This window comes from Streptomyces sp. NPDC096193 (genome assembly GCF_040302905.1).
Classification (GTDB): Bacteria; Actinomycetota; Actinomycetes; order Streptomycetales; family Streptomycetaceae; genus Streptomyces.
This window is the reverse complement of the sequence record NZ_JBEOSJ010000010.1, coordinates 175,957-198,638: the sequence shown is the minus strand read 5'-3', so window position 1 is coordinate 198,638 and position 22,682 is coordinate 175,957. Positions and strand designations below refer to the sequence as shown.

24 protein-coding genes and 1 pseudogene are annotated in these 22,682 nt (G+C 71.5%); 12 read left to right on the top strand and 13 right to left on the bottom strand.

The genetic code is table 11. From position 1 onward, the window contains the following. Positions 1 to 10: 10 nt before the first annotated feature. Positions 11 to 1,039 carry an N-acetyl-gamma-glutamyl-phosphate reductase gene (gene argC / locus ABTX78_RS17465; RefSeq protein WP_352207650.1) on the bottom strand — a complete coding sequence of 343 codons (1,029 nt, stop codon included), beginning with the start codon at positions 1,037 to 1,039 and terminating at the stop codon, positions 11 to 13. A 214-nt stretch (positions 1,040 to 1,253) separates the two neighbouring features. Between argC and ABTX78_RS17460 the strand changes: the two genes are divergently transcribed. Further along, entirely contained in the window at positions 1,254 to 1,706 is a 453-nt protein-coding gene (locus ABTX78_RS17460; RefSeq protein WP_352207649.1) for a hypothetical protein, read from the top strand. Positions 1,707 to 1,871: 165 nt separating this feature from the next. Here the strand turns inward: ABTX78_RS17460 and ABTX78_RS17455 are convergent, their stop codons facing one another. After that, complete coding sequence (locus tag ABTX78_RS17455; RefSeq protein WP_352207648.1) at positions 1,872 to 2,363, bottom strand: RrF2 family transcriptional regulator; 492 nt, start codon at positions 2,361 to 2,363, stop codon at positions 1,872 to 1,874. Positions 2,364 to 2,468: 105 nt separating this feature from the next. Here ABTX78_RS17455 and ABTX78_RS17450 point away from each other — a divergent pair, with 105 nt between their 5' ends. Next, entirely contained in the window at positions 2,469 to 3,218 is a 750-nt protein-coding gene (locus ABTX78_RS17450; RefSeq protein WP_352207647.1) for an SDR family oxidoreductase, read from the top strand. Positions 3,219 to 3,245: 27 nt separating this feature from the next. On the opposite strand, the gene ABTX78_RS17445 is transcribed toward ABTX78_RS17450, so the two are convergent. Then, entirely contained in the window at positions 3,246 to 3,650 is a 405-nt protein-coding gene (locus ABTX78_RS17445; protein WP_352207646.1) for a DUF5997 family protein, read from the bottom strand. Positions 3,651 to 3,708: 58 nt separating this feature from the next. Here ABTX78_RS17445 and ABTX78_RS17440 point away from each other — a divergent pair, with 58 nt between their 5' ends. Continuing rightward, positions 3,709 to 4,506 carry a LysR family transcriptional regulator substrate-binding protein gene (locus ABTX78_RS17440; RefSeq protein WP_352207645.1) on the top strand — a complete coding sequence of 266 codons (798 nt, stop codon included), beginning with the start codon at positions 3,709 to 3,711 and terminating at the stop codon, positions 4,504 to 4,506. A 38-nt stretch (positions 4,507 to 4,544) separates the two neighbouring features. On the opposite strand, the gene ABTX78_RS17435 is transcribed toward ABTX78_RS17440, so the two are convergent. Together ABTX78_RS17435 and ABTX78_RS17430 are read right to left on the bottom strand one after the other, a co-directional pair. Continuing rightward, positions 4,545 to 4,916, bottom strand: a complete 372-nt coding sequence (locus ABTX78_RS17435) for a hypothetical protein (RefSeq protein WP_352207644.1) — start codon at positions 4,914 to 4,916, stop codon at positions 4,545 to 4,547. Further along, positions 4,913 to 5,035 (bottom strand): hypothetical protein, encoded by a 123-nt coding sequence (locus ABTX78_RS17430; RefSeq protein WP_352207643.1) that lies wholly within the window; start codon positions 5,033 to 5,035, stop codon positions 4,913 to 4,915. The genes ABTX78_RS17435 and ABTX78_RS17430 overlap by 4 nt, the downstream gene beginning before the upstream one ends. A gap of 446 nt (positions 5,036 to 5,481) precedes the next feature. Between ABTX78_RS17430 and ABTX78_RS17425 the strand changes: the two genes are divergently transcribed. From ABTX78_RS17425 to ABTX78_RS17405, 5 genes and pseudogenes are all read left to right on the top strand, one after another. Then, the gene (locus ABTX78_RS17425; protein WP_352207642.1) at positions 5,482 to 6,546 is read left to right on the top strand and encodes an alpha/beta fold hydrolase; all 1,065 of its coding nucleotides are present in this window, start codon (positions 5,482 to 5,484) and stop codon (positions 6,544 to 6,546) included. 26 nt (positions 6,547 to 6,572) lie between these two features. Beyond that, a pseudogene (locus tag ABTX78_RS17420) lies at positions 6,573 to 6,863 on the top strand (CGNR zinc finger domain-containing protein); the annotation flags it as partial. Between the two features lie 80 nt (positions 6,864 to 6,943). After that, positions 6,944 to 7,297 (top strand): YciI family protein, encoded by a 354-nt coding sequence (locus ABTX78_RS17415; RefSeq protein ID WP_352207641.1) that lies wholly within the window; start codon positions 6,944 to 6,946, stop codon positions 7,295 to 7,297. Between the two features lie 34 nt (positions 7,298 to 7,331). Beyond that, positions 7,332 to 8,567, top strand: a complete 1,236-nt coding sequence (locus ABTX78_RS17410) for an RNA polymerase sigma factor (protein WP_352207640.1) — start codon at positions 7,332 to 7,334, stop codon at positions 8,565 to 8,567. Between the two features lie 84 nt (positions 8,568 to 8,651). Further along, positions 8,652 to 9,059 (top strand): PPOX class F420-dependent oxidoreductase, encoded by a 408-nt coding sequence (locus ABTX78_RS17405; RefSeq protein WP_352207639.1) that lies wholly within the window; start codon positions 8,652 to 8,654, stop codon positions 9,057 to 9,059. A 136-nt stretch (positions 9,060 to 9,195) separates the two neighbouring features. Here ABTX78_RS17405 and ABTX78_RS17400 read toward each other — a convergent pair whose 3' ends face one another. Both ABTX78_RS17400 and ABTX78_RS17395 read right to left on the bottom strand, forming a co-directional pair. Continuing rightward, positions 9,196 to 9,771, bottom strand: coding sequence for a histidine phosphatase family protein (locus ABTX78_RS17400; RefSeq protein ID WP_352207638.1), 576 nt, complete (start codon positions 9,769 to 9,771; stop codon positions 9,196 to 9,198). Between the two features lie 94 nt (positions 9,772 to 9,865). Then, a complete protein-coding gene (locus ABTX78_RS17395; protein ID WP_352207637.1) occupies positions 9,866 to 11,299 on the bottom strand; it encodes an aminotransferase-like domain-containing protein in 1,434 nt (477 codons plus the stop codon). On the opposite strand from ABTX78_RS17395, the gene ABTX78_RS17390 reads away from it, so the two are divergent. Both ABTX78_RS17390 and ABTX78_RS17385 read left to right on the top strand, forming a co-directional pair. Next, on the top strand, positions 11,298 to 12,194 hold the full coding sequence (locus ABTX78_RS17390) for a DMT family transporter (protein ID WP_352207636.1): 897 nt from the start codon (positions 11,298 to 11,300) through the stop codon (positions 12,192 to 12,194). The two genes, ABTX78_RS17395 and ABTX78_RS17390, sit on opposite strands and share 2 nt — an antisense overlap. An 83-nt stretch (positions 12,195 to 12,277) precedes the next feature. Then, a complete protein-coding gene (locus ABTX78_RS17385; protein ID WP_352207635.1) occupies positions 12,278 to 12,469 on the top strand; it encodes a DUF1918 domain-containing protein in 192 nt (63 codons plus the stop codon). Between the two features lie 39 nt (positions 12,470 to 12,508). Here ABTX78_RS17385 and ABTX78_RS17380 read toward each other — a convergent pair whose 3' ends face one another. Continuing rightward, a complete protein-coding gene (locus tag ABTX78_RS17380) occupies positions 12,509 to 13,756 on the bottom strand; it encodes a glycoside hydrolase family 10-like protein (protein ID WP_352207634.1) in 1,248 nt (415 codons plus the stop codon). A 171-nt stretch (positions 13,757 to 13,927) separates the two neighbouring features. Between ABTX78_RS17380 and ABTX78_RS17375 the strand changes: the two genes are divergently transcribed. Beyond that, positions 13,928 to 14,788 carry a 3-hydroxybutyryl-CoA dehydrogenase gene (locus tag ABTX78_RS17375; protein WP_313947367.1) on the top strand — a complete coding sequence of 287 codons (861 nt, stop codon included), beginning with the start codon at positions 13,928 to 13,930 and terminating at the stop codon, positions 14,786 to 14,788. Positions 14,789 to 14,919: 131 nt separating this feature from the next. Further along, the gene (locus tag ABTX78_RS17370) at positions 14,920 to 15,177 is read left to right on the top strand and encodes a hypothetical protein (RefSeq protein ID WP_352207633.1); all 258 of its coding nucleotides are present in this window, start codon (positions 14,920 to 14,922) and stop codon (positions 15,175 to 15,177) included. A gap of 188 nt (positions 15,178 to 15,365) precedes the next feature. Here the strand turns inward: ABTX78_RS17370 and ABTX78_RS17365 are convergent, their stop codons facing one another. The 5 genes from ABTX78_RS17365 to ABTX78_RS17345 all read right to left on the bottom strand — a co-directional run bounded on the left by ABTX78_RS17365 (position 15,366) and on the right by ABTX78_RS17345 (position 22,632). Beyond that, positions 15,366 to 15,896 (bottom strand): NUDIX hydrolase, encoded by a 531-nt coding sequence (locus ABTX78_RS17365; protein WP_352207632.1) that lies wholly within the window; start codon positions 15,894 to 15,896, stop codon positions 15,366 to 15,368. A 51-nt stretch (positions 15,897 to 15,947) separates the two neighbouring features. Then, the gene (locus ABTX78_RS17360; RefSeq protein WP_352207631.1) at positions 15,948 to 17,288 is read right to left on the bottom strand and encodes an NsdA family TPR-like regulatory protein; all 1,341 of its coding nucleotides are present in this window, start codon (positions 17,286 to 17,288) and stop codon (positions 15,948 to 15,950) included. Between the two features lie 452 nt (positions 17,289 to 17,740). Continuing rightward, on the bottom strand, positions 17,741 to 20,269 hold the full coding sequence (gene pheT / locus ABTX78_RS17355) for a phenylalanine--tRNA ligase subunit beta (protein WP_352207630.1): 2,529 nt from the start codon (positions 20,267 to 20,269) through the stop codon (positions 17,741 to 17,743). Continuing rightward, positions 20,269 to 21,396, bottom strand: coding sequence for a phenylalanine--tRNA ligase subunit alpha (gene pheS / locus ABTX78_RS17350; protein ID WP_352207629.1), 1,128 nt, complete (start codon positions 21,394 to 21,396; stop codon positions 20,269 to 20,271). The genes pheT and pheS overlap by 1 nt, the downstream gene beginning before the upstream one ends. 114 nt (positions 21,397 to 21,510) lie before the next feature. Beyond that, a complete protein-coding gene (locus ABTX78_RS17345; RefSeq protein WP_352207628.1) occupies positions 21,511 to 22,632 on the bottom strand; it encodes a sensor histidine kinase in 1,122 nt (373 codons plus the stop codon). Between the last annotated feature and the right edge of the window lie 50 nt (positions 22,633 to 22,682).

Below are 22,682 nucleotides of genomic sequence, written 5' to 3'. Positions count from 1 at the left end.
CGTATGCCGCTCACGGAGCGACTCCCATCGTGGAAAGACCGGTGTCCTCGGGAAGTCCGAGGGCGATGTTCATGCTCTGCACCGCACCACCGGCGGTGCCCTTGGTGAGGTTGTCGATGGCGCTGATCGCGATGAGACGGCCGGCGGCCTCGTCGTACGCGACCTGGATCTGCACGGCGTTGGAGCCGTACACCGACGCGGTGGCGGGCCACTGCCCCTCCGGCAGGAGGTGGACGAACGGCTCGTCCGCCAGGGCCTTCTCGTACGCGCCCCGTACGTCATGGGCCGTGGTGCCCGGCTTCGCCTTGGCGGAGCAGGTCGCGAGAATGCCGCGGGGCATCGGCGCCAGGGTCGGGGTGAAGGAGACGGTGACCGGCTCGCCCGCGGCGGCGCTGAGGTTCTGGATCATCTCAGGGGTGTGGCGGTGGCCGCCGCCCACGCCGTAGGGGGTCATGGAGCCCATCACCTCGGAGCCCAGCAGGTGCGCCTTGGGCGACTTGCCGGCACCGGAGGTTCCGGACGCCGCGGTGATCACGGCCTCGGGCTCGGCGAGTCCCGCGGCGTACGCGGGGAACAGCGCGAGCGACACGGCAGTGGGATAACACCCCGGTACCGCGATCCGCCGGGCGCCGGCCAGAGCGGTACGGGCCCCCGGCAGCTCGGGGAGCCCGTAGGGCCAGGTCCCCGCGTGCGGTGAGCCGTAGAACTTCTCCCAGTCGGCGGCGCTGTGCAGCCGGAAGTCGGCGCCCATGTCGATGACGAGAACCTCGTCGCCGAGCTGCTCGGCGACCTCGGCGGACTGCCCGTGCGGGAGGGCGAGAAAGACGACGTCGTGCCCGTCGAGCACATCGGCGGTGGTGGGCTCCAGAACCCGCCCGGCGAGGGGCAGCAGATGGGGCTGGAGCCCGCCGAGCTTCTGACCTGCGTTGGAGTGCCCGGTGAGCGCGCCGACCTCGACGTCCGGGTGGGCGACGAGGAGACGCAGCAGTTCCCCGCCCGCGTATCCACTCGCTCCGGCCACTGCTGCGCGTACTGCCATCGGGTCCTCCTCGTCGATGGCATGACTATACGTAGCACCGCAGCTTTATGCAAAGGTCTTGGAGCGAGCAAGCTCTGCCTCGCCGCGACTGAGCGCGATAGTTGGCGCCTTGAGCACCCTTGCCGACCTTTGAGCGTCATAGTTGGCCCAAGACTGCCGTGCCATGGCGAAACAAACAGATGCGATGACCTCCGGCCGCAGGCAGGATCTCTGCATGTCAACCGATGTGAGCGGGATAATCGAGTGCCGGCCGGGAGCCCGTCTACGGCATCCGGAGGATGAGGACTCCGCGTGGGAAGCCGGCATCGATCTGTTCCTGCTCAACAGGGGCAACGCCTACGACGGCCTGGCCTGCCTCTTCGGGATCCGCAACTCATACGGCTTTCACCCACTGGCCGAGGGGCGCGGTCTCCCTGATGACGCCTCGCAGGGGCTACGCGATGAGTTCGCCGCCTACGGTGGCCCGGACGACGTGCACGGCACCACCTGGCTGACCTGGGCCGAGCTCGCGGCCACCGACTGGCAGGAGACAAACGCCTCCGGCACGCGCAGCCGCGCCGAGGTTGCAGGGACCGACACCGACTGGGGCCGGGTCTGGAGCGTCATGGGCATTCTCAGCGGAGTCCACGGTGCGGAGAACGTACGCCTGGTCGCCTGGTTCCACTGACGCACCGCTGAGCGCGCCAGTTGGCCAGCGGGCTGAGGAGCGCGCCCAGTCACCTTCACGGCAACGCGGCACGACCCTCCCCCCACCCCTCCGCCGGCCCACCCTTTGACCTGGCGCTCCCGCATACGACGAGGGCTCCCCGGAGCGCCAGGCCCGGCCGCACCCTCAGGCGCCGGCCTCCCTGTCCGCGTTGAGCCACGCACCGATCGCCGGCAGCACTTCGGGCCCGCTGTCCCGCTCCACCGAGCCCGCCAGATCCGCCACCGAGACACTCGCCAGTGACGCCCGCCAAGCCGCATCCGCCGCACCCATCGCGCGGGCGATGGGACACGCCTTCGCGCACTCCTCGGGTGGCGCCCCGAACGGACCCCGCTGTCGGATCTCCGTGCATACGAACGCCGGGTTCGCGCCGTCGACCGCCTGCACCACGTCCAGGAGCGTGATCTCCCCGGCGGCCCTGGTCAGGACGTATCCACCCGTCTTGCCCTGCACGGACTTCACCAGACCCGCCCGGGACAGGGCCTGCATCTGCTTCGCCAGATAGCTGGGCGAGACGTCGTGCAGCTCAGCGAGCCGGGCAGCCGGGACCGGCTCGGTCGCCGCGGTCAGCACCACGCAGCAGTGCAGCGCCCACTCCACGCCGCCGGACAGTTTCATGCGCCCTCCAGTTGACTCGGACAAAGACTATCCGAGTAGTATCTCGGACAACAGATATCCGAGTTTGCGCGCCCAGCGACGCTCGGTTCACGGAAGGAAACGATCATGAAGATCACGGTCATCGGCGGCACCGGACTGATCGGCTCGCAGCTGGTCGGCAGACTCCGCGAGGCCGGGCACGAGGTGACCCCCTCGTCCCTGTCCACCGGCCTCGACCTGCTCACCGGCGAGGGGCTCGACGACGCGCTCGCAGGCGCGGACACCGTCGTCAACGTGACGAACTCGCCCACGTTCGATGAAGCCTCACCGGACTTCTTCCGCACCACCATGGGGAACCTGCTGGCCGCGGGCGAGCGCGCGGGTGTCCGTCACCAGGTGATCCTGTCCATCGTGGGCGTCGACCTGGTGCCGCAGCTGGACTACTACCGCGCGAAGACGCTCCAGGAGGATCTGCTGCGGCAGGGGCCCACGCCGTACTCGATCGTGCGCGCGACGCAGTTCTTCGAGTTCATGGACGCGGTCATGTCGTGGACCTCCGACGCCCGAACGGTCCGGCTGCCCTCCACTCGTATCCAGCCCATCGCGACGGCCGATGTCGTCGACGCCCTCGCCGACGTCGCCACGGCCCCGCCGCTCGGCGGCTCGGTCGATGTCGCCGGTCCGGACGTCTTCGCTTTGGACGAGCTCGGCCGCCTCACGCTGGCGGACCGACAGGACGAGCGCACCGTCGTCACCGACGAGCAGGCGGGCATGTTCGCCGCCACCGACGACGGCGTTCTCGTTCCGGGGCCCGGCGCCCGCCTGGCCGCCACCCACTACAAGGACTGGCTCAGCGCCTCTCGCCGGTCCGTGTGACCGGCGATCGCCCGAGCTCGGAGAAGATCAGGAACGCGGACCGCGGGGCTGCTCGGCTCGCTCCGCGTTCTTCTCCTTGATACGCACCGATTCCTTGCGGACCTCGGCCTGCGTGGCGCGTTCCTTCTGCAGCCACTCGGGAAGGTCCTTCTTCAGCGCGTCGATCTGCTCCGTGGTGAGCGCGTCGGTCACGCCGCCGCGCGCGAGACCCGCGATGGAGATGCCGAGCTTCGCCGCGACCACCGGACGGGGGTGCGGGCCGTTGCGTCGCAGCTCCTGCAGCCACTCGGGCGGGTCTGCCTGGAGGGCGTTCAGCTCGGTGCGCGAGACGACACCCTCCTGGAACTCGGTGGGGGTGGCCTCGAGGTACACACCCAGCTTCTTCGCCGCGGTCGCGGGCTTCATCGTCTGGGTGGTCTGGTGCGACGTCATGGTGTCCAGGGTATCGAGCGTGTGCGCCCCCTCCGACCACGACCGGTAGCCTGGCCCGGTGACAGGCTCGGAAGCATCCCCTTCGTTCCGGCTGGCGTATGTCCCGGGAGTGACGCCCACGAAGTGGGTGCGGATCTGGAACGAGCGGCTGCCCGGCGTCCCCCTGACTCTCGTCGCGGTCTCCCCCGCCGAGGCCTTCGAGGTGCTGCGCGACGGCGGCGCGGACGCCGGGCTCGTGCGGCTGCCGGTCGACGGAGCGGACCTCAGCGCGATCCCCCTCTACACCGAGACGACCGTGGTCGTGGTCCCCAAGGACCACGTCGTGGCAGCGGTGGACGAGGTGTCTTCGGAGGATCTGGCCGACGAGATCGTGCTGCGCCCCCTCGACGACACCCTCGACTGGGAGCAGCCGCCCGGCAGGCCCGCGTACGAGCGCCCCGCGACGACGGCGGACGCCGCCGAACTGGTGGCGGCCGGCGTGGGACTGCTCGTCGTACCCCAGTCACTGGCCCGTCTGCACCACCGCAAGGACCTCACGTACCGGCCGGTGTCCGGCACCCCCGAGTCGCGCATCGCGCTGTCGTGGCCGGAGGACCGGACCACCGATCTGGTGGAGGACTTCATCGGGATCGTCCGCGGGCGGACCGTCAACAGCTCCCGCGGTCGCGCTCGGACGGCGGCCGAGCCGAAGAGCAAGCGCGCGGACGCGGGAGGCGCACGGCGCAAGCCCGCGGCCACGTCCGGCGGCACCAAGTCCGGCGGTACGTCGACGGGCAGGGGCGCCCGCAGCGGTTCCGGCGGGGCCAAGGGCGGGGCGAAGGGCAGCAAGCGCGGCAAGCCGCGCCGCCGTTCCTAGCCCGTCACCCGACCATCCACGCCGGTAGAGCCAAGCCCTCAGCCACGGACGGTCAGCAGCACCACGCACAGCCACACGACCGCGAGGCCGATGAGCGCGGCGGCCACCTGGCGCAGCAGACGCTGCCGCAACGCGTCGTACCGCTCGCTGTACTCCGTGCGGAGCTCACCGGCACGCGCGGTGACCGCTTCCAGCGCCTTCCGGGACACCGCGACGTGCTCCTCGGCGTACAGACGCACGACCTCGTCGTACTGGGCGGTGGTCAGCCATGGCATGCGTCCGGCGAACATCTCCGCCGACTCCGCGGCTTCCCGCAGCCGGCTCTGAGCCAGCAGATAGCCCTCCACCTGCGAGATACCGGCACCGACGTCGATCGACGGCTGCCGCTGCGGCGACGGACCGCCGGTCATGACCCGCCCTTGTTGTTCCCGTCGTCTCCCAGCGGCGGCGCGACGCCCTCGCCCGGCTCGATGTACGCGTCGACGTCCTTGGACAGCACGTCGAGCTCAGGCCCGGACCCTGAAGCCACAGGAACTCCCACTCCATCGGCAGCCTTCACCATGCACAGACCGCACCCCCTGAGCAGGCCGCAAATTTCCTCAAAGGAGCACGAAGCGCAATCTAGCGGGCTTACGCCCCACCCACCTCCATGACGACCACGGGCCGGGCGGTGATCGCGGCGGGACGGTTCCCTTCCGGCCCGGGCTGCCGACCCCGTCGACCGGGCCCTGTTGCCCGCGCCGACCCGCGCGGGCACAGGCCACCGCGTCCTGACGGGGGCGATCGGAGACCACCCGATCGGCGGCACCCACCGGGCTGCGGACGGTGCCGCGTTACCCGCCTACGGCGGGTGTACCGCAGGTGTCACCCGGACGGGCGGCCCTCTTCACCCGCTTGCCTCGCGGGCCGCGCCGCGTCGACCGTGCTCGGAAACGCTGAGGGTCCGCCACCCTGCCCCGCAGAAGAGGGAACAGCATGACCATGCCGTCCACCGCCGACCTCATACGCCGGCGCTTCACGCATGTCTCCACGGCCGCGCTGACCGTGGCGCTCTGCACCGTCGCGGTGCCGGCCTCCGCCGACTCGGGCCCTGCCGGGACGACGGGCGGTGACACAGGCGCAGGCGCCCGACCCACCGTGGTCCTGGTGCACGGCGCCTTCGCCGACGCCTCCGGGTGGAACGGGGTGATCGAACGTCTTCAGGCGGACGGCTACACGGTCCTCGCCCCGCCCAATCCCCTGCGCGGGCCGGCCGACGACTCCACCTACATCGCCGGCGTCCTGAAGAACATCAAGGGCCCGATCGTGCTCGTCGGCCACTCCTACGGCGGCGCGGTGATCAGCGGCGCGGCCGCCGGCAACCCGAACGTGAAGTCGCTGGTCTACGTCTCCGCCTTCATGCCGGACAAGGGCGAGGTCCTCGGACAGCTCGCCGCCAAGTTCCCGGGCAGCGAGCTGAACCCCGCGCTGAGTCCGACGCCGTTCGAGACGACGAGCGGCAAGGGCACCGATCTCTCCATCCAGCCCGCCAGGTTCCGCGACGTGTTCGCGGCCGACCTCCCGGCGACGACCACCGCGGTGATGGCGGCGGCACAACGCCCCATCGCCGCCTCGGCGTTCACGGACAAGGCCCCCGCCGCGGCCTGGCGAACCATTCCGTCGTGGGCCCTGGTCGCCAAGCAGGACAAGAGCATCGCGCCCGACCTGGAACGCTTCGAGGCCGAACGCGCCGGCTCGCACACGGTCGAGATCGACTCCTCCCACGTCGCGATGATCTCCCACCCCGGTACGGTCGCCGACCTCATCCGTGACGCGGCCGGCTCCTCCTCGACGGCGTCGTCGGCGTCGGCGGCCGCGTCCACCTCGTCGTCCGATTCGGCGGGGCAGCCCGCGCTGGCCGACACGGGTTCCCGTTCACTGGCTCTCGCGGGACTCGCCGCCGTGGCCGGCGCGGCCGTGCTCACCGGCGCGGGGCTCGTGCTGGTCACCCGCAAGAAGCGGGACAAACCGTCCGACCCGGACGCGTCCACCGCGCGCTGACCCGCGGTGATCTTCTGGGCCGGCAGCCCGTCCTCACCTCGCACGCAGGCCGCTCCCCCTGGCATCCGCATCTGGACCGCCGGGACGACGCCCCCTGGGGCGCGTGGCTGCCGGCGTCGTCCTGTCTCGCCCTGACCGTCCTCGTCCGGGACCGGCAGCGTCCGCCCGGCGGTGTGTGTTCCTCCCCCGCCTGCGGCAACGTCTACCTCACCCAGGGGAACGGGCCCACCCGCCGCTACCGCTCGCGGCGGTGCGCGACCCGCGAACGGGTGGCCGCCCACCGTCGGGCCAAAAAGATTCCGGATCCGGCGGGGTGAGATGTCGAATCGGCGGAAGGCCGTTCGTGTAGAGGGTGAGAGGCGGGCGGCCGGCCCGCGGCACACCGAGGAGAGACACCATGAAGCAGTACCTGCTCAGCATCTACCAGCCCGACGGCGAGCCGCCCGGTCCCGAGGTCCTGGAACCGATCATGCGGGACCTCGAAGCCGTCAACGCGGAGATGAGGGAGGCCGGGGCGTGGGTGTTCTCCGGCGGTCTGTATCCGCCGAGCACCGCCACGGTGGTGCGGCTGAAGGACGACGACCTGCTCGTGACGGACGGACCGTACGTCGAGGGCAAGGAGCACATCGGCGGGTTCACGGTCATCCAGGCCCCCGATCTCGACGCCGCCCTGGAGTGGGGCCGCAAGCTCGCCCGGGCGATCACCCTTCCCATCGAGGTCCGTCCGCTCCAGTACGGAAGCTGTGCCTAGTGCCTCGGGGCAAGGCCTGCCGGGACCGGCACCGGTGACCTCCGGCGGGCCCGCGGTGACCGGGGCGGTGATCGAGCGCCACTTCCGCGAGGAGTACGGGCGCGCGGTCGCCGTCCTGGCCCGGGTCTTCGGCGACATCGACATCGCCGAAGAGGCGGTCCAGGACGCGTTCACCACCGCGGTGCAGCGCTGGCCGGCCGCCGGGCTGCCGCCCAGTCCGGCCGGGTGGATCATCACGACGGCCCGCAACCGCGCGATCGACCGGCTGCGCCGGGAGGCGCAGCGCGAGGACCGGCACGCCCAGGCGACCCTGCTGCACGCCCATGACGTACCGGCCGAGGAGGGTCCCGTGCGTGACGACCGGCTGCGCCTGATCTTCACCTGCTGCCACCCGGCGCTCGCCCCGGCGTCCCGAATCGCGCTGACGCTGCGACTGCTGGGCGGACTGACGACCGCCGAGATCGCCTCGGCGTTCCTCGTCACCGAATCGGCCATGGCACAGCGCCTGGTGCGCGCCAAGGGCAAGATCCGGGACGCGGGCATTCCCTACCGGGTGCCGCGCGACGCCGACCTGCCGGACCGGCTGGGGGCCGTCCTGGCGGTGGTGTACCTCGTCTTCAACGAGGGATACACGGCCAGTTCGGGCGAGCACCTGGTCCGCGAGGACCTGTGCGCCGAGGCGATCCGGCTCGGCCGGCTGCTGGAACAGCTGATGCCGGACGAGCCCGAGGTCAAGGGACTGCTCGCGCTGATGCTGCTGATCGAGTCCCGCCGTCCGGCCCGCACATCCCCGTCCGGGGATCTCGTGCGGCTGGCCGACCAGGACCGCGAGAGCTGGGACCGCGCCCTGATCGACGAAGGCCAGGCGCTCGTACGCCAGTGCCTGCTGCGTGACCGGCCGGGGCCGTACCAGATCCAGGCCGCGATCCAGGCGGTGCACAGTGACGCCCCCGTCCCGGCCGCCACCGACTGGCGGCAGATCGTGCTGCTGTACGACCAGTTGCTGGCCCTGGCCCCCAATCCGGTGGTCGCGCTCAACCGCGCGGTCGCCGTGGCGGAGGTCGAGGGGCCGGCGACGGCACTGGCCCTCGTCGACGCCGTGGATCTGCACGACCACCGGCTGCACCACGCCATCCGGGCGGATCTGCTGCGCCGGCTGGGCCGCGACGACGAGGCCCGTGCGGCGTACGAGAAGGCCATCGCCCGCACGGAGAACGCGAGGGAACGCGCGCTGCTGGAGCGCAACCGCCGCACATTGTCGGGCGGTTGAGGCCATGGACGCGTCGGGGTGTGCGTCAGGTCTGCCGCGGCCGGGGTCTTCGCCGCCGCGCCCGTGATCAGTAGGCTCCCAATCATGTCCGCCTCTCTGAGCGCAAGCGCCCGCGCGATACTCGACGCCCCCAACCCGGCGGTGCTCGCCACCGTCCAGCCCGACGGCGGCCCGCAGACGTCCGTCGTCTGGGTCGCCCGGGACGGCGACGACCTGGTGATCTCCTCCCAGGCCGGCCGCGTCAAGGACCAAAACATCGCGGCCGATCCGCGGGTCAGCCTGACCGTCTACGACCGCGAGGACCCGCTGCGGTACCTGGAAGTACGCGGGACCGCCACGATCACCGAGGACACCGACCGCCTGCTGGCCGCCCGCCTGGCGGAGGAGTACGAGGGGAAGGGCGCCGGCGAGGAGTTTCTGGAGCTGCCGCCGGAGGTCGTACGCATCGAAATCCGGATCACGCCGCGGCGCGTGGTCGGCACGGCGGCCTAGAGCGACCGGGCCCGGGCCACTTGGGTCTCGGCGACCCGTGCCTGGGCGGCCTGGTCTTGAGTGTGGTTCCGGGCGACCCGTCCTGCGGCTTGTCCCGCGCTTCGGCAGGTCGCCGATCCGCCCCCGGGGCTGGGGCTCAGGCCGCCGTCTGGAGGCGCAGGCTCCAGCGGCCCGCGGCGCCCGCCAGGGTGACCGTCGACAGCGAGCGCACCTCGACGTTCCAGTACGACATCGGCGGTGCCTGGAGGGCGTACACCAGGGCTGCCCGGACCACCGACGGTTCGGCGACGGCGACGATCGTGCCGCCGTCCTCGGCCGGGCGGGTGTCCAGCCAGCCTCCTATCCGCGAGATGAAGGCGAGCAGCGACTCGCCGCCGTGCGGCGCGGAGCGTGGATCGCCGAGCCAGGCGTCCACGGCGCCCGGTTCCACGGCGGTCACCTCCGCGAGGGTGTATCCGCGCCAGCGGCCCATGTCGCAGTCGCGCAGGGCGGGCTGTGCCATGGGCGCGAAGCCGAGCGCCTGCGCCGTCGCACGGCTGCGGACCGTCGGGGAGCAGTACCGCAGCTCGGAGGCGTTGAGCTGCACCAGGGCATGCGCGGCGAGCTGCACCTCGTGCCAGCCGGCTTCGTCGAGCGGCCGGTCGTCGTCGAAGCGCTCGGCGAGCAGGGCGGAACTGCGGGCGGCAGCCACCAGCGTGATCCGAACACTCATGGCGAGATGGTGAGCGGGAAAGCCGCGCAGGTCAAGGGGGGAATTGGACAGCCGCCCGCCGACCCCAAGCCTTCACCCACAGCATGAGAAAAGGTCAGGTCAGCTCGTCGCAGGCGGTGCGCAGGCGGCGTACTCCCTCGGCGATCTCCGACGTTCCGGCCACCCCCGCGAAGCTCAACCGGAGGTGCCCGGCCGGGGGTTCGGCACAGAAGTAGGGGCGGCCGGGGGCGAGCGCGACACCCGCGCGCAGGGCCGCGGAGAGCAGCGCGGACTCGTCCGCGCCGTCCGGAAGCCGCAGCCAGAGGTGGTAGCCGCCGGCGGGGATGTGCGGCAGGGACAATTCGGGCAGACCGGCCCGCAGGGCCACCGCCATCGCGTCGCGGCGAGCGGTCAACTCGGCGGCTACCGTGCGCAGATGACGATTCCAGGCGGGCGCTCCGACCAGTTCGAGGGCCGCCTCCTGGAGCGGGCGGGGCACGAAGAAGGTGTCGACGACGTGAATGGCACGCAGGCGTTCCGACACGGGGCCGCGCGCCGCCAGCATGCCCACGCGCAGACTGGCCGAGGTCACCTTGGTCAGTGAGCTGACGTGGACGACGACACCGTCGTGGTCGTCGGCGGCGAGCGGGCTCGGCAGCGGACCGGCGTCGTCGTGTGCCATGCGGCGGGCGAAGTCGTCCTCGACGACGAAGGCTCCGGCCTCGCGCGCGACGCGCAGGACTTCGGGGCGGCGCTCGGCGGACAGCACGGCACCGGTCGGGTTCTGGAAGAGCGGCTGGCAGATGAAGAGCCGGGCGCCGGTGGCCCGGAACGCGGCGGCGAGCAGGTCCGGCCGCACGCCCTGGGCGTCCACGGGCACGGGAACCGGCCGCAGCCCGGCGGCGCGCGCGATGGCCAGCATGCCCGGATAGGTGGGCGACTCGACGAGGACGGGCGCTCCGGGCGGCGCGAGGGCCCGCAGCGCGGTGGTCAGCGCGGACTGCCCGCCGGCGGTGATCAGGACGTCCGCGGCCCCGATGCTGCCGCCGAGACCACGGGCGAACCATTCGCGCAGCTCGGGCAGACCGTCGGTGGGCGGCCGGCTCCAGGCGCCCGGCCGGCGTCCCGCGCGGGCCAGCGCGGCGGCCATCGCCCGCTCGGGCTGGAGCGACGGATGCAGATAGCCCCCGTTGAACTCGACAACCCCCGGCGGTGGTGCGGCGAGGGTGGCGAGGACCCCTGAGGCGTCGACGGTGCGGGGGACGAGCTCGGCCGCGGCGTCGGCGCTGAGGGCGACTTCCTGCCAGGACGTGTCCCCGGGGGCGGGTGCGTGTGTGCGCGGCTCTGTCCGGAAGGCGCCCGCGCCGGGGCGGGTGACGACCAGCCCCTCGGCCGCGAGCTGAGCGAGGGCGCGGGAGACGGTGACCGGGGAGACCCGGAAGCGCTCGACGAGCGCCCGGCTCGACGGCAGCTTCCCGCCAGGTGAGTAGCGGTCGAGCTCTCGCTTCAGGACGTTCGCCAGATCCGCCACACTGCTACTCTCTTGCATGACAGCACAGGATAGCGCTACTCGCACGGTGCCGATAGCGGTCGGTAACGGAACCCTCCTCGCCGCGCTGGGCGTCGTCGCCTTCTCCCTCACCTTTCCGTCCACGGTCTGGGGCCTCGAGTCGTTCGGCCCCTGGTCGCTCGTCGGGGTGCGCGGTGTGCTCGCCGCACTGATCGCGGGAGCCTTTCTGCTCGCGCTGCGCGTACCGCTTCCCGAGCGCCGCCACTGGGGCCCGCTGGCCGTCGTCGCAGGGGGTGTGGTGGTGGGATTCCCCTTGCTGACCACGCTGGCCCTCCAGACCTCCACCTCCTCCCATGCGGCCGTCGTGGTGGGTCTGCTGCCGCTCACGACCGCCGCCTTCGCCGCCGTTCGCACCGGGCGCCGCCCCTCCCGCACTTTCTGGCTGGCAGCTCTGGCCGGGGCGGCCGTGGTGATCGCGTTCACCGTGCAGCAGAGCGGCGGAGCGCTGCACACCGGCGATCTGTATCTGTTCGGCGCACTCCTGGTCTGTGCCGCCGGATACACGGAGGGCGGCAGGCTCGCCCGGCAGATGCCCGGCTGGCAGGTGATCGGCTGGGCCCTGGTGCTCTGCCTGCCCCTGGCGCTGGCGGGCTCGGCCGTCGCGCTCGCCCACGAGCCGGTGCGGCTGACGGCCCACGGGGTGATCGGTCTGCTGTGGGTCGCCGCCGGTTCGACGTTCTTCGGCCTGTACGTCTGGTACCGGGGCATGGCCTCGATCGGTATCGCCAGGGCGAGCCAGATCCAGCTGGCGCAGCCGCTGCTCACCCTCGTCTGGTCGGTGGGCCTGCTGGGTGAGGAGATCTCCCCCGCCGCCCCCGTGGCCGCGGTCGCCGTCCTCGTCTGCATCGCCGTGACCCAGCGGGCCCGCAGCTGAGACGGACCCCCAGCTGAGGGTGCAACTCCGGGACGCGGCCGTAAACTCGAACCAGAGACCACCCCTGCGAGGAGATCACCACGATGCATGCCAACGTAGGCGACAAGCTGCTCGTGCACGGCAGGACCGTGGGACAGCACGACCGGACCGCCGAGGTCGTCGAGGTGCTGGGACAGAAGGGCACACCCCCCTACCGCGTCCGTTACGACGACGGTCACGAGGCGCTCATGTCCCCCGGCCCCGACACCGTCGTACGGCCGGATGAGCACCACTGACCGGCCGCCGCCCGAACAGCACCCCTGACCGGCCGCCGCTCAGCGCGGCGGCAGCACCCTGGTCGGATAGTGGTCGGCCACGACCCTGGCCATCGCCCCGATCCGATCAGTCCTGACTTCCTTGGCCGAGAAGAAGCAGTGGCCGCGGACCCCGTTGTACGTCTTCGCCAGCGTGAGGTGGCGCGAGAGCTCGGCGGGGTCCTGCCACGGCGCGGGCTGGGCCGGGTCGCCCGCCTTGTAGAGGGCCTCCCCGATCACGAGGTCGACACCGGTGCCCTGGACGACGTCGTTCCACCAGGGCAGCAGCTTCGCGTAGTCGGCGGCTGCGAACCCGATGTTCCAGTAGACCTGCGGGGAGATGTAGTCGATCCAGCCCTCCTTCACCCAGCGGCGGGTGTCGGCGTGGAGATCGTCATAGGTCTGCACTCCCGCCCGGGTGTCCGAACCCAGCGGGTCGGTGGCGTTGTTACGCCACACCGCGAAGGGGCTGATGCCGAAGCCGACCCCCGGCCGCGTCTCCTTGATCCGCGCTGACATCTCCCTGACGAGCCGGTCGACGTTGTCGCGCCGCCATGCTGCCTTGTTCGGGAAGCCCGCCCCGTACCGGGCGTAGGTCGCGTCGTCGTCGAAGACCTGGTCGGCGACCGGATACGGATAGAAGTAGTCGTCGAAGTGGACGGCGTCGACCGCGTAGCGCTGCACGGCGTCGGTCATCGCGTCCTGGACGAAGGCGCGGACCTCGGGGATGCCGGGGTTGTAGTACAGCTTCCCGCCGTAGGGCAGGACCCAGTCCGGGTGGACGCGGGCCGGGTGGCCGGCGACCAGCCGCGAGGGATCGGCGTGGACCGCGACACGGTAGGGGTTAAACCAGGCGTGCAGCTGGAGCCCGCGGGCGTGGGCCTCGCGCACGGCGGTGCCGAGCGGGTCCCAGCCGGGGTCCTTGCCCTGGACACCGGTGAGGTAGACCGACCAGGGTTCGTACGGCGACGGCCACAGGGCGTCCGCGCTCGGCCGGACCTGGAAGACGACGGTGTTGAGCCTGCGGGCGACCGCGGTGTCGAGATGGGCGAGAAGTTCGTCACGCTGCTGGACCGCCGTGAGGCCCGGACGCGAGGGCCAGTCACGGTTGGTGACGGTCGCCAGCCACGTGCCGCGGAACTCCCGCTCGGCGAGAGGCCGCGGGCGTCCCGGCCGCGGGGGAAAGGCTGCCGCGTCACCCGCCGTCGCCATCGCGGCGAGCACGCTCACGGCCGTCGTCACGAAACCTCTTCTACCGATACGCCCCATTTGTCGCCCTCGGTGTCGTCGTTGCCGGTGGTCGTTTCCGCACAGCATGCCCGCCCCTGACGGTCACGCACCTCCGCATCCGGAGTAACGTCGGGGCGTCGAGGCGGGCACCGGAACCATGCGGAGGCTCCGCCGCACTGATTCAGCGAAAGGCACGAGGTGACGGACTCAATGGCCGACATTGCACGCGTCGGAGTGGTGGGCTGTGGCCAGATGGGCGCAGGCATCGCGGAGGTGTGCGCCCGCAGTGGGCTCGAGGTGAAGGTCGCCGAGACCACGGGCGAGGCCCTGGAGATCGGTCGTACCCGGCTGTACAACTCGCTGTCGAAGGCCGCCGAACGCGGCAAGATCAGTGAGGAGGAGCGGGACGCCACGCTGGAGCGGCTGAGCTTCACCACCGACCTCGGGGAGTTCGCCGACCGCGATCTCGTCATCGAGGCCGTCGTGGAGAACGAGCAGGTCAAGACCGAGATCTTCCAGATCCTCGACCAGGTGGTGACCCGCCAGGACGCGATCCTCGCCTCCAACACCTCCTCGATTCCGCTGGTCAAGCTGGCCGTCGCCACCTCGCGGCCCGACCAGGTCATCGGCATCCACTTCTTCAACCCGGCGCCGGTCCAGAAGCTGGTCGAGCTGATCCCCGCGCTCACCACCTCCGAGGAGACGATCAAGCGCTCCGAGGCCGTGGTCCAGCAGGTGCTCGACAAGCACGCCATCCGCGCCCAGGACCGCTCGGGCTTCGTGGTGAACGCGCTGCTCATCCCCTATCTGCTGTCCGCCATCCGGATGTTCGAGTCGGGCATCGCCAGCCGCGAGGACATCGACAACGGCATGGAGCTGGGCTGCGCCCATCCGATGGGCCCGTTGAAGCTCTCCGACCTCATCGGCCTGGACACCGTCGCGTCCGTCGCCGACTCGATGTACGCGGAGTTCAAGGAGCCCCTCTACGCGGCGCCGCCGCTGCTGCAGCGCATGGTGGACGCGGGGCGCCTCGGCCGTAAGACGGGCTCCGGCTTCTACCCGTACTCCTGATTCACACGGAGTGTGAGAGGCGTACTCGCATATGCCGTGCGCACACGCTCCCGCCCTGTGACCACGGAGAGTTGACTCGGTTCCGCTCAGCCAAGGGTTCGCCGTACACCTTTCTGCAGAGGAGCCGATCCGTGACAACCGACCCAGATCACTTAGTGGTCGTCGAGGAGTTCGCCGAACTGCGCCGCAGCCTCGATGTCGGCCTCGCCCGGATCGACGGGCATCTGGCGCTGCTCGCGCAGCGCAACGACCAGATCGACCGGGAGCTGACCGATCTGGCCGCGCGCGTCGGGGCGTTGGAACATGCCAGGTGGCCGTTGCCGGCCGTGGCCGCACTGACGGCGCTCGGGGCGCTGGCGGTGGCCGTCTGGCAGGCGCTGGCCCCCTAGGGCCTCTCGTTCGGATCTTGCCGGGCCGACCCGGCCTGACCCGAACGACAGACCCTCGGGCCTGATCCACCCGACAGGGCCCCGGGCATGCCGGGAGCGGGGGTCGGCAGACGCCGGCCCCCCGAGTTCTCCCCGGGCCCGTCGGGGCCGGTCGGGGCCCGTCGTGGGCGACTGCGGTTACGGAACGTTCAGCCCAGCCGCAGATGGTGGAGCATCAGCAGCCCGGCCGCCATGTTGGCGGCCGGGACCTCACCGCGGGCGATCATGTCGGGCACGAGCTTCAGCGGGACCCACTCGCGCCGCGAGGACTCGAAGTCGTCCTCGGGGTGACCGGTGTACGTCGCGTCCTCGGCCCAGTAGAGATGGTGCCGGGCGTCGGTGAGGCCGTTCGACGGCTCCACGGTCATCAGGTGCTGGAGGGGTCCGGGACGCCACCCGGTCTCCTCCTCCATCTCGCGGGCCGCCGCGTCCTCGACGTCCTCGCCGTCCTCGACGACCCCCGCGGCGAGCTCCCAGCCCCAGGTGTCGGTGATGAAGCGGTGCCGCCAGAGCATCAGCACCTCGTTGGCCGCGTTGACGGCCGTCGCCACGGCGACCGGCCGCAGCCGTATCAGGAAGTGATCGAGATGCCGGCCGTCGGGGAGAACGACGTCGGCCAGGTTGACCCTGAACCAACGGTTCTCATACACAGTTCGCTCGCTTAAGTTCGTCCACTGCACTTTTCTGCCACCTTCCGACAAGTAGATGGCAATATCGCAGCAGGAGCTCGGTCAGAGGGGAACGCGCAGTGCCCCGTCGATGAGTTCGGCCGCCTCGTCGGCGTTGGCGCAATCGCTCAGGACGAGATGCTCACGCACCGCGCGCAACCGGTCCCGCAGCCGCTGCGACTCCATGCCCCGCGCCCGCTCCGCCATCTCCACCGCCGTACGGGCCGCGCGATCGACCTCGCCCTGGCGGAGCTCGATCTGACAGAGCATGGCGAGCCGGTGCACCCGGCCGCGGTCGTGCGCGGGGGTGTCGACGGCGGCCGTGGCGTGCTCGCGGGCCGCCTGGAGGTCGCCGAGGCTGAGCAGGGCCTCCGCCACCTGGACGTTGACCAGCCCGGGCTGCACATAGCCGGTCTCGTCGGGTTCGTGCCCCGGTTGAATGCGCCCGGCCTCCAGTTCGGCACGCCGTATGCAGCGAAGGGCACTGCTTCCGTCGCCGAGGTGGGCGTACGCCTTGGCCTGCATCGCGTACAGATCAGCGGCCAGGGCAGGGGTGATCCGGTCACCGGCGGACCGCAGCGCCGCCTCCGCGAACGCCACCGCCTGCCGGTGCTCGGCCATGAACAGCGACTGGTTGACCAGCAGCGCTATCACGTATGCGCCAAGTCCCCTGTCCCCACTGGCCTTTGCCAGGCGCAGGGCCTGGTGGAAGTAGCGCTGCGCGAGACCGTGGGCGTCCGAGTCGTAGGCGCAGATACCGGCGACCGCCACCAGGCCGCCCGTCGCGCGGTGCAACTGGCGGCCGAGAGCGTCGCTGTAGCCGCCGCGCAGCAGCGGCGCGGTCTCGGCGTTGAGGAATCCGACGACGCGGGCGCGGGTCGCGATGCCGCCCGCCCTGCGGTACATCAGCTCGTAGTGCGCGCGAGCGGCGCGCAGCATCGTGATGTCGGCCATGCTCACGCGCGTCTGCCCGGAGCGGGACACGTCCGCGTCCTCGGGCGGGTTCTCCCACTCCCACACCGGCATCACGGCGGGCGTGCCGGTGACCGCGGGTGCCTCGATGATGTGCCGCCGCTGCTGTTCGTCGCAGCGCCACAGCGCGGTGGCCCGCTCCACGAAGCCGGACAGCGGCGAGCCCGGGGGCATGACCGTGCCCCCGCCGACACCGAGACCGATGTCGCCGAGCGTGATGGCTCGGTGCAACCGGCCGGCGAGCACCTCGCAGATCAGGTCGGGTACCTGGCCGCGCGGGCGCTGTCCCTTCAACCACCGTGCCACGGCCGTGTGTTCGTACCGGAGCGAGAGACCCCGGGCACGGCCGGCCTGGTTCACATGTGCGGCGAGGCCCGCGTGGGAGATGCCCGCCTCGTCGAGCAGGGCGTCGAGCAGGGTGTTGGGCTGCATGAGGCCACTCCGTTGGCTCGGTGCGCCCAGCCTAGTAGAGGACGATTCGCACGGGGTGTGAACGGAGTGCCCCGATCTGTGCCACGCGCGCTCTGCCGCCGTACGGTTCAGGCCGGTTGACTGAAATGCCTCTCATGGAGGCGGCCGGACCGCCGGCTCCCCCTCAAACAGTGCGGCGGTCCCGTTCGCGTCGTCCGCCCTGCTGATCTGCCCGACACTCCGCGGCAGGGCGGGCGGCGCCGGCCGCACGGCAATCCCTTGGTTGCCTTTCGCTGCACTGGTTGCAGAGGGCGAGCGATTGGAGGATCCCGGCCCGGGTACGGCGCCTGCACGCCGTACCCGTGACAACACCGGCGAGGCAGGTTCCCCAGCCTCGCCGGTGTTGGCGTTTCTCCGGCGGTTCCCCGCCGCTGTCGTGCCGCTCGCGTCCGGGGCGGGCCCCGGACGCCGCGTCAGGCTCCGCGCAGGACCGCTCCCGTGCGCTCCGCCGCCAGCGCCACCGCCGCGTCGCGCGCGGCCGAGGCCTCCTCGACCGTCAGCGTCCGGTCGGGCGCACGGAACTTCAGCGCGTACGCCAGCGACTTCTTGCCCGCACCGATCTGCTCGCCGGTGAAGACGTCGAACAGCCGGATGGACTCCAGCAGTTCGCCCGCGCCGTCGTTCAGCGCCTTCTCCACGTCGGCGGCCGGGACCTGCCCGTCCACGACCAGGGCGACGTCCTGGGTCGCGACCGGGAAGGTGGCGATCCGGGGAGCCGGTACCGTGCCCGCGGACGCCTGCTCGACCAGATCCAGGTCGAGCTCCATGGCACAGGTGCGGGCGGGCAGTCCGAGTGCCTTGAGGACACGCGGGTGCAGCTCGCCGGCGTGGCCCGCGATGCGCTCCTCGCCGTCCACCACCACGACCAGCTCGGCGCAGCGGCCCGGGTGCCACGGGCCGTACTGCCCCTGGCGCACGGTCAGTTCGGTCCTGGCCTCGGCGGCGATGGACCGGGCGGCCTCGACCGCGTCCGCCCATTCGGCCGGACGGCCCTTGCCCCACCAGCCGGCCTGCTCGCGGGCGCCCGCGAGCACGACCGCCGCGTGCCGGGGCTGTGCGGGCAGCACGGCGTCCAGCTCGGCGATCTCCTCGTCGGTGGGCCTGCGGTCCACCGGCAGCCGCAGCGCGACGCCGGGCGTCCGACCGGCCTGGAAGACCAGACCGGTCTCGAAGAGCGCGAGGTCGTGGCTGCCGCGGCCGTCGTTGCGGCGCAGCGCTCCGAGCAGCCCGGGCAGCAGCGTCGAGCGCAGCGCGGGCTCCTCGTCGGAGAGCGGGTTGACGAGCTTGACCAGGCGGCGCTTCGGGTCGTCCGCCGCGAGACCGAGCTGGTCGAGGACCTGCTCCCCGATGAACGGGTAGTTCAGCGCTTCGACATAGCCGGCGCCGGCCAGCGCACGGCCGATTCGGCGGTGCAGCCGCTGGCTCTCGGTGAGCCCGCGTCCCGGCGGCGGCTTGGGCAGCGTGGAGGGCAGGTTCTCGTACCCCTCCAGCCGGATGACCTCTTCGGCGAGGTCGTTGGGCGCGGCGAGGTCGGGCCGCCACGAGGGGACGGTGACGACGAGCTCGTCCTGGCCGTAGACGTCACAGCCGACCTCCTGGAGGCGCCGGACGACGGTTTCGCGGCCGTAGTCGACGCCCGCCACCTTGTCGGGGTGGTCGGCGCGCATGGTGACCGTACGCGGCGCGGACGGCGCGACGACGTGGGTGACCCCGGCCTCGGCGGTACCTCCGGCGAGCAGCACCAGTAGGTCGACGGTGCGCTGTGCGGCGGCCGCGCCGGCCTCCGGGTCGACCCCGCGCTCGAAGCGCCGGGACGCCTCGGACGCCAGCTTGTGCCTGCGGGCGGTACGGGCGATGGAGATCGGGTCGAAGTGCGCGGCCTCGATGACGACCTCGGTCGTGCCGTTGACCAGGCCCGTCTCCGGGTGGGTCTCCGCGTCCGCGATCTCGGTGTTGGCCCCGCCCATCACGCCCGCGAGACCGATGGGTCCGCGGCTGTCCGTGATGACGAGGTCGCCCGCGTCGAGGACGCGCTTCACCCCGTCGAGGGTGGTGAGCTTCTCGCCGGCTTCGGCCCGGCGCACGCCGATCGGCCCGTCGAGACGGGTGCGGTCGTACGCGTGCAACGGCTGACCGAGCTCCAGCATCACGTAGTTGGTGATGTCGACGGCGAGCGAGATCGGGCGCATGCCCGCCTTCTGGAGGCGGCGCTGGAGCCAGATCGGCGACCGTGCCTCGGGGTCGAGCCCGACGACGGTGCGCGCCGTGAAGCGGTCGCAGCCGACGGGGTCGGAGACGTTGACCGGGTAGCCGTAGGCGTTCGGCCCGGGGACGTCCAGGAGTGCCGGGTCGCGCAGCGGAAGGCCGTACGCGGTGGCGGTCTCACGGGCGACGCCGCGCAGGGACAGGGCGTAGCCGCGGTCGGGCGTGACGGCGATGTCGAGGACCTCGTCGAACAGCTCGAGCAGCTCGGTGGCGTCGATGCCGACCTCGTACTCGGGCGGCAGCACGATGATGCCCTTGGTGCCGTCGTCGCCCATGTCCAGCTCGCTGCTGGAGCAGATCATGCCGCGGGACATCCGGCCGTACGTCTTGCGCTCGGCGATCTGGAAGTCGCCGGGCAGCACGGCGCCGGGCAGGGCCACGACGACCTTGTCGCCGACGGCGAAGTTACGGGCGCCGCAGATGATCTCCTGCGGCTCGCCGGTGCCGTTGGCCTGGCCGACGTCGACCGTGCAGTAGCGGATCGGCTTCTTGAACTCGCTCAGTTCCTCGATGGTCAGGACGCGGCCGACCACCAGCGGGCCCTTGAGCCCGGCGCCCAGCTGCTCGACGGTCTCGACCTCGAGGCCGGCGGCGACAAGCCTGGTCTGTACGTCACGGCCGGTCTCCGTCGCCGGCAGGTCGACGTACTCCCGCAGCCATGAAAGCGGGACCCGCATCAGATCTCCATCCCGAACGGCCGGGTGAACCGGACGTCACCCTCGACCATGTCTCGCATGTCTTCGACGTTGTGGCGGAACATCAGCATCCGTTCGATGCCGAACCCGAAGGCGAATCCGCTGTACTTCTCCGGGTCCACGCCGCAGGCGACGAGCACCTTCGGGTTGACCATTCCGCAGCCGCCGAGCTCGATCCAGCCCTCGCTGGAACAGGTGCGGCACGGCCGGTCGGGGTTGCCGACGGACTCGCCCCGGCACACGTAGCAGAGCATGTCCATCTCGGCGGACGGCTCGGTGAAGGGGAAGTAGTTCGGGCGCAGCCGGGTCTTCATGTCCGCACCGAAGAGCGCCTGGACCATGTGGTCCAGGGTGCCCTTGAGGTCGGCCATGGTCAGACCCTCGTCGACGGCCAGCAGCTCGATCTGGTGGAAGACGGGGGTGTGGGTGGCGTCCAGCTCGTCGGTGCGGAACACACGGCCGGGGCAGACCACGTAGACCGGCGGCTCCCGGTGGAGCAGCGAGCGGGCCTGGACCGGGGAGGTGTGCGTCCGCAGCACGACGCCGGACTCGTCGCCTTCGGTGCCCGCGGGCCCCTGGACGAAGAAGGTGTCCTGCATCTGCCGCGCCGGGTGGTCCGGCGTGAAGTTCAGGGCGTCGAAGTTGAACCACTCCGCCTCGGCCTCGGGGCCCTCGGCGACCTCGTACCCCATGGAGACGAAGACGTCCGCGACGCGCTCCATGAGCGTGGTGAGCGGGTGGCGGGCACCTGCCGGGATCCGGTCGTACGGCAGCGTGACATCCACCGCCTCCTCGACCAGCACGCGGGTGTCGCGCTCGGCCTCCAGCTCGCCCTGACGGGCGGCGAGCGCCTTGTTCACGGCGCCGCGTGCCTGGCCGACCCGCTTGCCCGCCTCGGCCTTCGCCTGCGGGGGCAGGGCGCCGATCTCACGGTTGGCGAGCGCGAGCGGCGAGGTGCCGCCGGTGTGCGCGACCTTCGCGTGGGCGAGCGCGTCGAGGTCACCGGCGGCCGCGAAGGCGGCGAGCGCCTCGTCCCGCATGCGCTCGATCTCTTCCGGTTTCAGTGCCTCGACCTCGACAGGGTCGTACGACTTGTTCGGTGCCGACATCTCTTCCCGTGCTTCCGATTGGCTGATGGCGCGGCCTTGCTCGACGAATGAGGACGCAAAGGTGCCAAAAGCCGAGTCTAAAGGTCGCTTGGACGCTGCGAAGCCCGTGGGCGCCTACGCCAGATAGGCAGGGGCGCCGACGGGCAGGATAAATCGGAACTCGGCACCGCCGCCGGGACCGCGGCCCACCGTGATCGTGCCGCCGTGCGCCTCGACGATGCCCTTGACGATGTAGAGGCCCAGACCCGTCCCGCCGCGCTTGCTCCCCCGCCAGAAGCGGGTGAAGACACGGCCCATCGACTCCTCGGGGATGCCGGGGCCCTCGTCGCTCACGGTGACGGCCGTTCCCTTCTCGTCGTTCTTCGCCGATGCCGGCGCCACCTCGATGGTGACGGTTCCGGCGCCGTGGCGCACCGCGTTTTCGAGCAGGTTGCCGAGCACCTGGTCGATCTTGTCGGGGTCCGCCCACAGATCGGGAAGATCGTGGCGGATGCGCAGCAGGAAGCGGTCGGCGCTCTGGCCGCTGGCTATGTGGGCCTGGACGTGCCGTCCGACGGCCGCGGACATGTCGACGGGCTGACGGCGCACTTCGAGACGTCCGGAGTCGATACGGGAGATGTCGAGCAGTTCGGCGATGAGGCGGGTGACCCGGTTGGCGTCGGCGTCGACGGTCTCCAGCATCAGCCGCTTCTGGTCGTCGGTGAAGCGTTCCCACTTGGCCAGCAGGGTCGCCGTGAAGCCTTTGACGGAGGTGAGCGGGGAGCGCAGCTCGTGGGCGACGGTGGCGATCAGCTCGGCGTGGCTGCGTTCGGTGCGGCGGCGGGCCTCGGTGCCGCGCAGGCTGACGACGAGCCGGCGTATCGGCCCGGTGGGGCGCTCGCGGACGTACCGGGCGGAGACGAGCACCTCACGGCCGCCCGGCAGCAGGAGGTTGCGCTCGGGCTGGCCGACCCGGGTGGCGAGTCCGCCGTACGGATCGGTCAGGGTCCACCAGCGGCGGCCCTTGAGGTCCTCCAGTGGCAGCGCCCGCTCCAGGGGGTGCCCGAGGGCGTCCCGCCGGGCCACGGCGGTGATCCTGACGGCGGCGTCGTTGAAGCAGATCACCCGGCCCGTCTCGTCGGCCACGACCAGTCCGTCGGCGAGATCGTCGGGGTCGATGCCGACCCACCCGGGTCCGTCGGAAGGACCCCGCAGAGCCCCGTGCGTCTCCGCGGGCCCGCTCGTCCCGACAGCCATACCCCGTACCCCACCTCTCCGCCGGCGCAGTGGGTCCCCGAGCCCGACAC